Source organism: Paenibacillus sp. RC334, from assembly GCF_030034735.1.
Lineage (GTDB): Bacteria > Bacillota > Bacilli > Paenibacillales > Paenibacillaceae > Paenibacillus > Paenibacillus terrae_A.
Window position 1 is genome coordinate 2,732,026 of the sequence record NZ_CP125370.1, and the last position, 13,188, is coordinate 2,745,213.

Annotated in this window: 10 protein-coding genes; 5 read left to right on the forward strand and 5 right to left on the reverse strand. The window is 45.9% G+C overall.

Features of this window, described 5'->3' with window-relative positions; genetic code table 11:
* Positions 1 to 104: 104 nt before the first annotated feature.
* Entirely contained in the window at positions 105 to 2,702 is a 2,598-nt protein-coding gene (locus QMK20_RS12610) for a hybrid sensor histidine kinase/response regulator (protein ID WP_283655987.1), read from the forward strand.
* A gap of 5 nt (positions 2,703 to 2,707) precedes the next feature.
* Here QMK20_RS12610 and QMK20_RS12615 read toward each other — a convergent pair whose 3' ends face one another.
* Complete coding sequence (locus QMK20_RS12615; RefSeq protein WP_283655988.1) at positions 2,708 to 3,400, reverse strand: response regulator transcription factor; 693 nt, start codon at positions 3,398 to 3,400, stop codon at positions 2,708 to 2,710.
* 595 nt (positions 3,401 to 3,995) lie between these two features.
* Here QMK20_RS12615 and ectB point away from each other — a divergent pair.
* Positions 3,996 to 5,258: a diaminobutyrate--2-oxoglutarate transaminase gene (gene ectB, locus QMK20_RS12620; RefSeq protein ID WP_283655989.1), complete on the forward strand. Its 1,263-nt coding sequence runs from the start codon at positions 3,996 to 3,998 to the stop codon at positions 5,256 to 5,258.
* A 134-nt stretch (positions 5,259 to 5,392) separates the two neighbouring features.
* Positions 5,393 to 6,370, forward strand: a complete 978-nt coding sequence (locus QMK20_RS12625; protein ID WP_283655990.1) for a helix-turn-helix transcriptional regulator — start codon at positions 5,393 to 5,395, stop codon at positions 6,368 to 6,370.
* 152 nt (positions 6,371 to 6,522) lie between these two features.
* On the opposite strand, the gene QMK20_RS12630 is transcribed toward QMK20_RS12625, so the two are convergent.
* The 3 genes from QMK20_RS12630 to QMK20_RS12640 form a co-directional block, all read right to left on the reverse strand.
* On the reverse strand, positions 6,523 to 7,041 hold the full coding sequence (locus QMK20_RS12630) for an NAD(P)H-dependent oxidoreductase (RefSeq protein WP_283655991.1): 519 nt from the start codon (positions 7,039 to 7,041) through the stop codon (positions 6,523 to 6,525).
* 165 nt (positions 7,042 to 7,206) lie between these two features.
* The gene (locus QMK20_RS12635) at positions 7,207 to 8,325 is read right to left on the reverse strand and encodes a GGDEF domain-containing protein (RefSeq protein WP_283655992.1); all 1,119 of its coding nucleotides are present in this window, start codon (positions 8,323 to 8,325) and stop codon (positions 7,207 to 7,209) included.
* A 107-nt stretch (positions 8,326 to 8,432) separates the two neighbouring features.
* Positions 8,433 to 10,868 carry a glycoside hydrolase family 94 protein gene (locus tag QMK20_RS12640; protein ID WP_283655993.1) on the reverse strand — a complete coding sequence of 812 codons (2,436 nt, stop codon included), beginning with the start codon at positions 10,866 to 10,868 and terminating at the stop codon, positions 8,433 to 8,435.
* Between the two features lie 223 nt (positions 10,869 to 11,091).
* Here QMK20_RS12640 and QMK20_RS12645 point away from each other — a divergent pair, with 223 nt between their 5' ends.
* Positions 11,092 to 11,826 (forward strand): thioesterase II family protein, encoded by a 735-nt coding sequence (locus QMK20_RS12645; RefSeq protein ID WP_283655994.1) that lies wholly within the window; start codon positions 11,092 to 11,094, stop codon positions 11,824 to 11,826.
* Between the two features lie 18 nt (positions 11,827 to 11,844).
* Positions 11,845 to 12,699 carry a sugar phosphate isomerase/epimerase family protein gene (locus QMK20_RS12650; RefSeq protein WP_283655995.1) on the forward strand — a complete coding sequence of 285 codons (855 nt, stop codon included), beginning with the start codon at positions 11,845 to 11,847 and terminating at the stop codon, positions 12,697 to 12,699.
* A 79-nt stretch (positions 12,700 to 12,778) separates the two neighbouring features.
* Here QMK20_RS12650 and QMK20_RS12655 read toward each other — a convergent pair whose 3' ends face one another.
* A complete protein-coding gene (locus QMK20_RS12655; protein WP_283655996.1) occupies positions 12,779 to 13,147 on the reverse strand; it encodes a DUF423 domain-containing protein in 369 nt (122 codons plus the stop codon).
* Between the last annotated feature and the right edge of the window lie 41 nt (positions 13,148 to 13,188).

The window sequence follows — 13,188 nt, forward strand, 5'->3', positions numbered from 1 at the left end:
CTCGGGACAGTTCTTTAAGCCTTATGGCATAAGGAATCTGTCCTGAGTTTTTTTATATTTCCAATATAGCTTACAAAGTAGGGAGATTACAGGAGGGAGAACACTTGGTTCGAGACTTGGTGCTTTATGTTATCGTGATATTATTAATTGTTTTGACTTTTCAGCCGCCTATTACATTTGCGCGCCGCAATCTGATTTCTCAGCTCATTCGGCAGACGATCACGCGTGTTTTTTATGGAGTGACAGGAATTCTATTCTTATATTTTGGCATAAGTGATAGAGCTCTGATGACTTGTGTGCTGGAGCTAGGGATTGGTCTGATGTTCATCGCTTTGTTTGTACGCGTTTGGATCATTAAACATACATATGAACAACGTTTACTGGGCCAAAACCGTGATCTCCTAAATGTGCTTCGGGTTCAACCCGGTTTTACCTTCAGGCTGGAGAAAAGCGGCGACGAATTTTATTATAGGCTGCTCGAAGGAGGCTTGCTGGAGCGCATGGGTATGGATCTGCAAGTCAGCTATAATCGAAGGGAGCATGTTAAGCGACTCGGGGATATTTTCGAGCTTTCCTCTGAAACGCTAGAGCAGCTTAGCGAATACTACAAACAGGCATGGTTCGGTGACCGGACGGTATTTGAGCTGGAGTTTTGGGAATACTCGGCTTTAATTACCTTACATCCGGTCAGGGAGGACGGGATCACCAAGCATGTCATCGGTCACGTAATGGATATTACGGAGTATAAAGCTTCCGAGCAGAAAAGAAAGGAGGTAGACGAGGCTAACCATGCCAAAAGCGTTTTTTTGGCTCATATGAGCCACGAAATTCGCACGCCGCTGAATGGGATCATCGGTCTGTCCAAGCTGTTGAACAAGACGGAACTGACTGCTGTCCAAAAAGACTACCTTGACAAGCTGCTCGCCTCCTCGGGTACCCTCTCGTCCATGCTCAATAACGTACTGGACTTTTCCAAGATGGAAGCAGGCAGTTTGGAATTGGAAAGACAGGAGTTTGAGCTGGAAAAAATGCTTAGGCATCTTGCAGATACGGTGGGTACTTTGCTGGAACACAAAGAAATAGAGATCATTTTTATAACGGACCCCAAATTACCCAAAAGTGTTAAAGGTGATCCATTGCGGATGGAACAGGTGCTTTTAAACCTTCTGACTAATGCCGTCAAATTTACGGATCAGGGACATGTATTGTTAGAGGTGAAAATGCTAAGCCAGCAGAACGGACGGGTAGTGTTGTCCTTTATGGTGGAGGATACGGGTATAGGTATTTCCGAGGTGGGTGTGAACAAGCTGTTTGTCCCTTTTACCCAAGCGAATACATCAACCAGCCGCCGATATGGGGGCTCCGGGCTGGGTTTGGCCATTAGCAAGCATTTGGCTGAAGCCATGGGCGGGAATGTAGAGGTTGAAAGCCGATTGGGAGAATACAGTCGGTTTTACTTTAATGTCGAACTGAATATCGGGGATCTACATCCGGAAGGCGCACAGATAGAAAAACAAATAAGCGGCAAAGCCTTAATTGTTGTGCGGCATGAGCTGTTGAGATTTAGTCTGAACGAATTACTACAAAGCATAGGATTAGAAACATACACCATTTCATCCTTTCAGGAATGTGTGGAAGCTTTTCAAAATGGCGAATATTTTGATTTGGTTATGGTCGACATGGGGATGAATGGCTTTAGAGAGCTGGATACACGGAGACAATGGCTTCAATTGCTAAATAGACAGATGACTCAGGTCATTGGACTTACAACAGTGTTCCAGATGGAAGGGATAGCAGTTGGGGACGAGGATAGCAGGGTGGATGCCTTTTTGTCCAAGCCCGTGACTCGAAACGCTGTATTGGAGGTTATTCGCTGGAGGCTGGAAAAGGAAAAGACAGTGTCTGTAGATGTTAATACTCTGGATACATATACGATAATGAGCCCTCGTTATGAAAGAGAGATTACAACACAGAAGTATCAAATTCTCATAGCGGAGGACAATGAGATTAACCAGGTGGTAATTACCGAGTTCCTGGCAGAGCGCGGTTTTGAAGTAACCATGGTTGCAAATGGAAGAGAACTGTTAGAGTCACTGGAACTGCGTTCCTGGGATATGGTAATGCTTGATCTGCATATGCCAGAGATGGATGGCTTTGAGACGGCCAGACATATTCGCAGCAAGAAAGCTTTTAACAGACTTCCAATTATCGCCTTTACGGCCGATGCTGCGCAGCATGAACAGGAGGTTTGCCTTCGTTCAGGCATTAATGCTGTGCTGCTCAAGCCTGTCCATGAACCGAATGCTGTAAGAGTGTTAAACAGCTGGATTCATTTAGCATGGCTGCAAGAATTACATGGTGTTCACGCGGAACAGGCGATAGCCGGCATGGATGGAAAGGTATATATTTTTCAATTTGCCCTTTACAAATGGATTCAGGAATACCAGCATCTCGATAAAAGATTGACGAGGAAAATGGACAACGGACAGTTATCTGCCGCTCTCCGATTAATCCACTCGCTTAAGGGAGGGGCAGGAAACCTGTTTGCGTCCGGGCTGCTGGCAAAAGTCATAGAGCTGGAAAAGGGATTGAAACGTAGCCATGAAACCTCACCAGGGAAGATGTATCCAGACTGGCGAGAGCAATTGAGCTTGGTTCAAAAGGAGATTAACCAAATCAAGTCATCGGTTCCCTGGAGCTGATCGTGCTATTGCACAAATTTATAACCAATTCCCCAGATGGTCCTGATTAATTTCGGCTTTTTAGGGTCTTTTTCGATTTTCCTGCGCAAATGGTTGATATGTACGTCTACAGCCCTCTCATTAATAAAGGAGTCTGTGCCACGAAGAGCTTGAATCAAGGCATATCGGCTGAATACAATTCCCCGGTTCAAATAAAAAAGCTTCATAAGCTCAAATTCCGAAAATGTCGTCTCCACAATCTGCCCATCAACGGTAATCATTCTTCGCGCCAGATCCAAAACAATGTCTGTTTCAGGCTCGGCTTCAGGCGCAAGGCCTCTTGCCTGTAACCGTGTGATTTCAATACGACGGAAAAGAGCCTCGATTCGCGCCTTTAGCTCCTGCATACTGAAAGGCTTGCAAATATAATCGTCTGCTCCCAACGTAAGTGTACGGATGCGCTCTGAGATATTGTTTTCTGAAGAAATCACGATGATTGGCACATCCGTATGCTTGCGTACCAGTGGGCAGGGATTGACACCATCCAAATCTGGAAGCAGTAGATCTAGCAAAATAATATCAGGCTGCACCATACCCAGCCGGGCAATTCCCTCAGCCGCCTGTTCCACCCGGGTAACGTTGTAGCCTTCTCCAGTCAAATACAAGGAAAGGGTATCTCCCAGCATATTGTCATCTTCAATAATCAAAACATTAGACATAATGATATTTCCTTATCTTTCTATCAAATTCGAGTCAAATGGTTAGGATAGGTTCAATGCATTCAAAAAGTTTTTGGCAAGTTCTTTTGATAGAGTAACCCCCTTTGGACAGTCTGTCAAAAGATCAGGGGGATCGGGCAAACCAATAGCCGGGCAGAACGGATTTATACTTTTTTGATATGGAAATGCTCTATTTATAAGATTTTCAGCTCTATTCCGACATTTTTCGTGGAGAATTAACAAAATGCAACAAGTCCTCAACACTCGATTACAAAAATTTAACAAAACACATCAGAAGCATGCATTGACTTTAAAAAAAATTATGGTATTTTATTACATAGGAGTGACATCCACTGATAGGCCCCTTAGAACCCCCCACCATTTAATCTTCTGGAATTTAATTTACACTCCATAGACTATTTTGCATTTATTTTCCGTACTCTAATCGTTCCTGTGATCGTACTCATGATTTTTTGGTGTGGCTACCCCATTGAGATTCGGACTGTCTTCTCTTTTTAGCTTACATATTTACACTTTTTTTGCTTTCCATGCTTGTATTTTTTCCAAATCAGGTCAGCGGGAGGACGAGAAATCAATGAACACATTCGAAGCACTGGAGTCCAATGTAAGATCCTATTGCAGAAACTTTCCGGTTGTTTTCAACAAAGCGAAAAACGATGTGCTGTACACGGAGGCAGGAGAGGGATATATCGACTTTTTTGCCGGAGCAGGGGCCTTGAACTACGGACATAACAACGATTTTATGAAAAATCGGATTTTGGATTACTTAACCTCTGATCGGATCATGCACGGTCTGGATATGTACACAACGGCGAAACAGGAGTTTATTGAGTCTTTCTCCGAGCGTATTCTCCAGCCCAAGGGCTTGAATTATAAGCTGCAATTTTGCGGACCAACGGGAACCAATGCGGTAGAGGCAGCGCTGAAGCTTGCACGCAAAGTCAAAAAAAGAAATGGGATTTTTGCTTTTATGGGCGCATTTCACGGTATGTCTCTAGGAAGTTTGTCCGTTACCAGTAACAACTCCATGAGAGAGAGTGCTGGTGTATCCCTGAATAACGTTACCTTCATCCCCTTTAACAGTACGTTTAACGGCTTGGATACCATTTTGTATATGGAGCAGCTTTTAACAGATACCCATTCCGGGGTGGAAAAGCCAGCGGCTATCATTCTGGAAACGGTACAGGCTGAAGGTGGTATTAACATTGCCGATACTGAATGGCTGCGTGATTTGCGGCAACTGTGCGATGATCATGATATTTTGCTGATTGTTGACGATATTCAGGTCGGCTGCGGTCGGGTCGGTTCGTTCTTCTCGTTTGAGCGCGCGGGTATCGTTCCTGATATGGTCGTTTTGTCTAAGTCGATCAGTGGTTATGGTTTGCCGATGTCACTGCTACTGCTCAAGCCGGAGTTGGATATTTGGAGACCTGGCGAGCACAATGGTACCTTCCGGGGGAACCAGCTTGCTTTTGTAGCCGCCAAGGCTGCGCTGGAGTTCAGGGATACGGTAGGGCTGGAAGCACAGGTAAAAGAGAAAGAAGCTTTTGTTCAGCAATTTTTGTATGAACATATTCAAACGATTGACCCTCTCATTGACATTCGCGGCTTGGGACTGATCTGGGGAATTGATGTGTCTCCTCTGGGAGAAGCCTTTGCCAAAGAAGTAGCTGCTCTTTGCTTTAGCAGGGGCCTCATTATTGAGCGGGCCGGACGTAACGATACGGTGATTAAAATTATGCCTGCGCTAACGATCAGCTTGGAAAACCTGCGTGAAGGCTGCAACATCATTAAAGAGAGCATGGTTCAGGTGTCCAGCACACTGGTTACTTTGTAAATCTTCATATTTTAACAGATTGACGGGAACCTCCATCGCTGCTATTTTCTAGCGGCAGGAGGTTCTTTGTCAAATCACCATTAATCCGGTATGATGAGAATAATTATCAATGAACAATACTGGAGTGAAACGCTGTGCAGGAAGCTACTTTTCATCATAATTTTAATCTGTTTCTTGAAAAATTGGAGCTGAATTTTGACGTTACAGGCGATAAAGCTCCGTTGGAACTTATACAAACCGTAGGGAAGGGTACTATTTGCCGTTGCTCCCCGCGTCTGGATATGGAGCTTGTGGTTTCCGATTATACCTTTCATCAAAGCCGAACGATTGATTTTGTGGCTTCTGTGCCTATGGTGGAGCTTACCTGCTGTTTCCGCGGCGGACGGGAGGTTCAGGCGTCGGGAGTACGGCATGAAATTGTGCCGGGGCATTTTTCGTTACAGCTCCTGAAGCCGGGCGAAGCTCGCTTTGAATTTACGGCGAATGAGCAATTTACGATGCTGGGCATCGGGATTCCGGTATCGACGTTTCATTATTTTATGGAAGAGGCGGACGGAAGAAGGAGTGTTGATTTTGCGGATTTACTCGGACCCCATTCATTTCGCGCTTTTCAGGCTCGTATGAGTCCAGTTGCCGTCTCCAAATGGACTCAGCTAATGCAGGGAATTCAATCCGGCTCGATGCGCAATATAGAAATGGAATGTGCCGTATTGGATTTGTGGATGCTGGCTTTACGCACCTTTTTCGAGAATGGGCATGATCCATCCGTCTCCTTGAACCGGGATGAAATCTCCAAAATTAAGAGGGCGCGTCAAATTATGCTGGAGCACATGGCGGAGCCGCCGTCTCTCTTGCAGCTTTCACGTATGATCGGCATGAACGATTACAAATTAAAAATGGGCTACAAGGAAATGTACGGAACAACCGTCTTTGGAGATCTGCGCGAACAACGGCTGGAGCAGGCACTTCATTTGCTGCAAGTCGGAGGAAATAGTGTTACGGAAGTTTCTTTTGCGGTGGGCTATTCCAATCCAAGCTACTTTGCAGAGGCGTTCCGTAAAAAATACGGCTGCAATCCGGGTACACTCGTCCGAAATCGTTTATTCAGCTAATTAACCCATTCCTGCAAACCAGCAAAAGAACGCAGTTCTTTATCATTCCTGATTTGAAAAATCAAAATCAAAAAATCCCCTTAGTCGGTAGACTGCCACGCTCTGCTTCACAGCAGGTGGCAGCTCCAACCAAGGGGATTCTTGCAATTCAATTAAGAAGTAACGGCTTGCGCGTATTTTTGTGCGGATTGCTCAAGCTGCTCGTCGGTCAGAACCCCAGCACCATATTGTACGAAATAAGGGAGCAATTTGACACCAATCAAGTGGCTTGTAGCTTCGAGAGGTCTCAACAGTTCTTCGATTGTGTATCTGTTCCGTCCGTCATGTTGATAGTTTTCCTCTACACTAGCGGCAGACAGAGCAATCAGTAACTCTTTGCCCTCCAATTTGCCACCTTCGCTTCCATAAGCCCAACCGTAAGTCAGAACCACATCTTGCCATTTTTTCAGCAGGGAAGGGGTGCTATACCAGTAAAAAGGAAATTGCAGTACAATACGGTCATGCTGCTCCAGCAGTTCCTGCTCTTGAGCTACATTGATTTTCTCATCCGGGTATACTTCATACAGGTTATGAACGGTTACACCCGATTGCTGTTTGAGCTCCTGGACCCATCTTTTGTTAACGCGGGACTCCGCAAGATTAGGGTGGGTTACAATAACAAGTGTTGACATATGAAAAACATCTCCTTTAACTTATTTTATGTAAGTAAATTACGTTATAACTTGTAACTATTATAGTTTCAACTCATATTCTTGTCAAATGGATTGTCTCTTAAAAAAGAAATCCCCGGCAAGCGAGTGCCGGAGAATTCATCCTGCGAAGTATTCTCTGTCGAATTAAGCGATATGATTGAGCGAAACTATCTTATTCTTGCCAGAACGCTTGGCTTGATATAGATAGTCGTCCGCTTCCTGAAAGAACGAATCTTTGTTCATTTCTTCTGTATAGCTTTTCAGTCCAATGCTTACGGTCACGGAAATGTTTTGCTTTTTTTCATGAAAGATCATCTTTTCCACTGCATGCCGGATGTTTTCGGCGATTTGATAAGCTTCTTCGAAAGTATGCTCGAACATTAGGATGGCGAATTCCTCACCACCATAGCGGGCCGCAATATCATTAGCTGTAATCTGTTCTGTAATGATTAGCGAAATGCTCTCCAAAATTTTATCTCCGAACTGGTGCCCGTAATTGTCGTTAATTTTCTTGAAATTATCAATATCAAGTAATGCGAGATGGATAATGGCGCCTTGTTCAGCATATTCGAGTGCTTTTTCATAGAAGTTCTGAAAGGACAAATGATTATAGAGCTTGGTTAACCCGTCGGTCATCGACATTTTGCTAATAATCGCATTACTAATCATTAATTCCTGGTGAGCACGCTGTGTTTTATACAAATCCAACAGCAGGTCACGGCCGCTTGCCTGAATAATAATGGCAATAAAAGTGGACATAATCAAAAAGATCAGAATCGCTACAATATCAAAGAACGACAAGTAGGTACGGAACGAACCATCCACTGCCAGCAAAAGTAAAAAGACTCCAACTTGCAAGACAAAGGAAAACCATATTAGGCGACGATTGAAGAACAGGATGGATGAGAAAATAGGCAACAAGCACAACGCCGGGATAATCCGAACATCGTAGTTTAAACGAATGATGGTCCAGCAAATGACCGTGCTTGCCATAAATAGGATCACAAATGAATATCTGTTGTATTTATAATGAACCAGCTCTGCAAGCAGATTGGAACCACACATAATCAGTGTCGGAACAATGAGAACTCCAACGTAAAATTCATAAGACGAAGCGTGGTATTCGAGAAATAAATAACAACCAAGCTGCGCAATAAAATGTACGGCTATAATCATCCAGTATAATAAAAACATTCTCCGTACCCAGCGAGCTTCCTTTAATTTATAATCGGTTGTTTGAGTAAGTCGTGTTGTCTTATTCATGATGTCACCACACTTAATGTATCTTTAGCCATTCTCGTATTATAAGATACTATGTGACGAAGTTGAAGCTAATTTTTTAGGGGTCGATTTAGGGGTTAATGTACTTGTCAGCCCAGTAACACTTTAACCTGATGGATAGCACCATCTCCTGCAACTGGCAGAACATTGTCCGTGAGGATAGTACCATCTAGTGTGACTGTTGCTACACCCTTGGATATATGTTGTGGATTCGTGATTTGGATCACGTAGGTATCGCCACGGAAGACGCGAGTGATTGTAAATTCGTCCCAAGCGGCAGGGATACACGGATCAATACGCAGACCATCCCATTCCGGCTGAATACCAAGAATAGACTGGGTAATGGCTACAAAGTTCCACGCCGCTGTGCCGGTCAACCAGGAATTTTTGGCTTCGCCTTCACGAACGGCATCCTTACCCGCAATCATTTGCGCATATACATAAGGCTCGGTGCGGTGGATGTCGCTGATGTCCTCCAGATAGGCTGGAGCAATTTTGCTATACAGTTCAAATGCACGATCTCCACGGCCAATCACGGCCTCCGCCATCATAATCCACGGGTTATTGTGACAGAAGATGCCCGCATTTTCCTTGTACCCTGGAGGATAAGAGGATATTTCACCCAGATTGATGTAATAGCGGGAATAAGGCGGATTTTGTAGCACAATGCCATAGGGGGTTTCCAGCCGATCCCGTGTAGAGTCGAGAGCTCTTTGAGCCTGACCTTCCTCAACTCCGATCCTGGCCATCACGCAAAAACCCTGCGGCTCAATGAAAATTTGGCCTTCCTCACAATCCTTGCTGCCGACTTTGTTCCCATAGTGGTCGTAGGCACGCAGAAACCATTCACCATCGAAGCCATGCTCTAGCGTGGCTGTCCGCATCCGATCCACATGGGCTTGGGCCGTAGCTGCTTCCTCATCTAATCCTCTGCGCTTGCACAGCTCGATAAAATCTGGTCCTGTATATACGAAGAGTCCGGCGATGAATACCGATTCCGCTGTGCGGCCCTCCAAATTTTGTGTGGTCTGATAGGACTCATCTGGTGTGGCGGAAAAACAGTTCAGATTCAAACAGTCGTTCCAATCTGCCCGGCCAATCAGTGGAAGACCGTGCGGGCCGAGATTGTTAACCACATGATAAAAGGATCGCTTCAAATGCTCAAAAAGGGTAGCGGTGTGCTCTGCATTTCCGTCGAAAGGCACCTGTTCGTCCAATATGGCGAAGTCTCCCGTTTCTTTGATATACGCAGCGGTGCCGACAATTAGCCACAGCGGATCATCGTTGAAACCGCCACCGACCTCGTGGTTTCCTTTTTTGGTTAAAGGCTGGTACTGATGATAAGCCCCGCCGTTATCAAATTGTGTGGAGGCGATGTCGATAATCCGTTCCCGCGCCCGCTCCGGTATTTGGTGGACAAAACCAAGCAAATCCTGATTCGAATCCCGGAAACCCATTCCACGCCCGATGCCGGATTCGAAATACGAAGCGGAACGCGACATATTGAACGTAACCATACATTGATACGGGTTCCATATATTCACCATCCGGTTCAGCTTATCGTCGTGGCTCTGAATGGTGTACTTGGAGAGCAGAGTGTTCCAATAGGCTCGCAGTTCACTCAAGGCTCGTTCAACATCGGCTTCATCCGCGAATTGAGCAATCATGGCATGAGCCTGCTTTTTATTAATCACACCGGGAGATTCCCATTTTTCATCCTCCGGATTTTCCACATAACCAAGTACAAAGTTAAGCCTCGTTTCTTCACCTGGCTCCAAGGTTACTTCGATGCAATGCGACCCTACAGGCGACCACCCGCTGGCCACAGAGTTCGAGGCTTGCCCGGCGGTGACGGTTTGCGGCTGATCCAGCCCGTTGTATAGTCCCAGAAAAGCTTCACGGTCTGTATCGAATCCTGCCAGCGGGCGATTGACAGAGAAGAATGCATAGTGGTTGCGACGCTCACGATATTCCGTTTTGTGATAGATGACGGAGTCCTGTATTTCGACCTCGCCCGTGTTCAGGTTGCGTTGAAAATTGGTCATATCGTCATAGGCGTTCCACAGACAAAATTCCACAAAAGAAAAGAGCTTGATCTTTTTAGTCTGAGCAGAAGTATTCTGAAGCTTGACCTGATGTACTTCGCCATCAAAGGACAACGGTACAAAAGCCAACTGCGTCGCCCGGATACCGTTACGTTCACCCATAATTGAAGTATAGCCAAGCCCATGTCGGCACTCATACCGATCCAGCTCCCGTTTGACTGGCATCCAGCCCGGTGTCCAGTAATCCCCGTCATCATGAATATAAAAATAGCGGCCGCCGTTATCGACAGGAATATTGTTGTATCGGTATCGTGTTAGGCGACGTAAGCGCGCATCCCGGTAAAATGCATAGCCGCCGCCTGTATTGGAGATCAGTCCAAAAAATCGTTCGTTGCCTAAATAATTGATCCAGGGATATGGGGTTTGAGGGGTGTGTATGACATATTCTTGTTTAGCATCATCGAAGAAACCGTACTTCATGGCGTAGAACTCCTCTCGAATTTAAAGAAATAAAACCAAACACATTATTATATTCAAACATGAAGCTGTTCTTCCTAAAAGAAGCGGTTTCCTGCCTGATGCAAAAGATGCTTGATTTCCCCGACCTTGTTTCTTGAATTTGCAAAATATTTGAAATGGGTAAATATACCTTTTTATGCTAAAATGAAAGAGTTAAGACTCAACATGGCAGGAGGTTGCAAGGATGGCACCCATCACATTGTTTTTCATTCCATATGCAGGTGGATCGGCATCGGTCAGCTTCAAATGGAAAAAGCTGCTGCTTCCGCAGATTAAGCTTGTCCCGCTGGAGCTGGCGGGCAGAGGTATTCGTTCCGGAGAGCCGTTAAAAGACAGCATCGAGGAAATGAGCGAGGATTTACTGCTCAAGATCAGTCAAGAGATAGCCCCCGGCGATCCTTATGCTATATACGGTCACAGCATGGGAACGATGATCGCATTCGAGCTGTATTACAAGCTGGTGGCTGGTGGTTATGGCAAGCCAGCTCATCTGTTCGTATCTGGGGGACGGGCACCGCATGTCCCGAGAGATTTCCCGTGGGCCCATGATCTGCCCGCAGAGCAGTTCAGAACGCATTTGCAGCGATATGGTCAGCTTTCGGAGGCCATTTTTGACAATCGCGAATTGTACGACTATTTTATCCCGGTGCTAAGAGCGGACTTCAAAGCCGTTGAGACGTATAAGTATACGCCCCGAACGGTACCTTTGAATTGTTCGGTCACTGCCTTGACAGGGCTGGCCGATAACACGATGACCTTGCAGGATGCGGAAGCGTGGGAGCAGCATACGAATCAGAATTTTCAAATTTTCACCTTTGACGGGGGGCACTTTTTTATTCATGATGAGGTGGAAGGGATTACGCAAATCATTAATGAGACTTTGGAAAGCAGTGCTGTGACAAGCAGGACGCAACATTAAAAAGAAGAGGTGATTTCAGTGACAGTAGGCGTATTGGCGCATTTGTTTGGCAAGTTGCCTTATCGCGAGTTGGCTGCAAAGGTAGGCGCAGCGGGCTTTACTCATGTTCAACTGGCTCCGTGGAGAGCGATCAGTGATGTGGACTTTAACAAACCGGGCAAGTTCAGCCCGGGATTGGCGCTGTCTATCGCGGAGGAATTCCGCAAGCACGGAGTATCCATATCGGTTCTTGGATGCTATTTGCATTTTTTTGAACAGGATGAGGAGCTGCTGCGTGAAAATGTAGAACGCTTTAAAGAGCTGATCCGATATGCGAGCCTGTTAGGGGCACCGATGGTGGCTGCCGAAGTCGGACGTAATGAAGATGGCAGCGCATATACGGAACGAGACTGGAAGGTTGTAAAGGAAGTCGTGCGTGAATTAGCCGATGAGGCGGGAAAATGGGGCGTATTCGTAGGATTGGAGGCCGCTAACGATCATTTGGTCGGAACGGCGGTAGAACTGGCTACCTTGCTGGAGGAAGTACCGTCATCCCAGATCGGTGTAGTGATTGATCCGGGCAATTTGCTGAAAACGGAAAATCTGGCACGGCAGGATGAGGTTATCCGCGAAGCGTTCCAATTACTAGGACCTCGAATTATCGCGGCACATGCCAAAGACCGGCGTTTGTCATCGACAGGTGAGATCGAGACCGTACCGCCGGGTTTTGGTGACATGAATTACGGCCTATACATGGAACTGCTGGAACAGTACAAGCCGGGGGTTCACATCATTATGGAAGCCGCGCAGGAACACCAGATGGCTGAATCCAAACGTTACATCGAGGGTCATCGCTTAGCGGCTCAGAAGGTGCAAGGAGTACAGACGAAATAATAATATTCTTTCATATTCGGGAATTGCTCAGGAGACTTGGAAGCGTCTACTTTTCCAAGTCTCTTTTCTTTAGCTATGTTTAATCTTGTACAACCGCCACAATCACAAGCACCCAGCTCACCAAAAAAGCCACCCCGCCAATCGGGGTAATCGCTCCGAGCTTTTTCACGCCGGACAAGCTAAGAGCATACAGACTGCCGGAGAACAGGAGAATACCGATAAGCATAATCCAGCCTGCGGTTACGACCAGAGAAGAATGGACCAGATTTCCTGCAACTGCTCCGAGCAGAACCAGGCCCAAGCCGTGGGCAATATGATATTGGATGCCCGTCTGGAATATACTCATCATGTCTGCGGAAAGTCTTTTTTTCAAAGCATGTGCCCCGAACGCTCCCAGGGCTACGGCTAAAAACATCATCGTACAACCAAGTACCAGTAAAATTTTCATTTTGTAACGCCTCCTTGTGAAATCGTAGCGATTTCATGCAA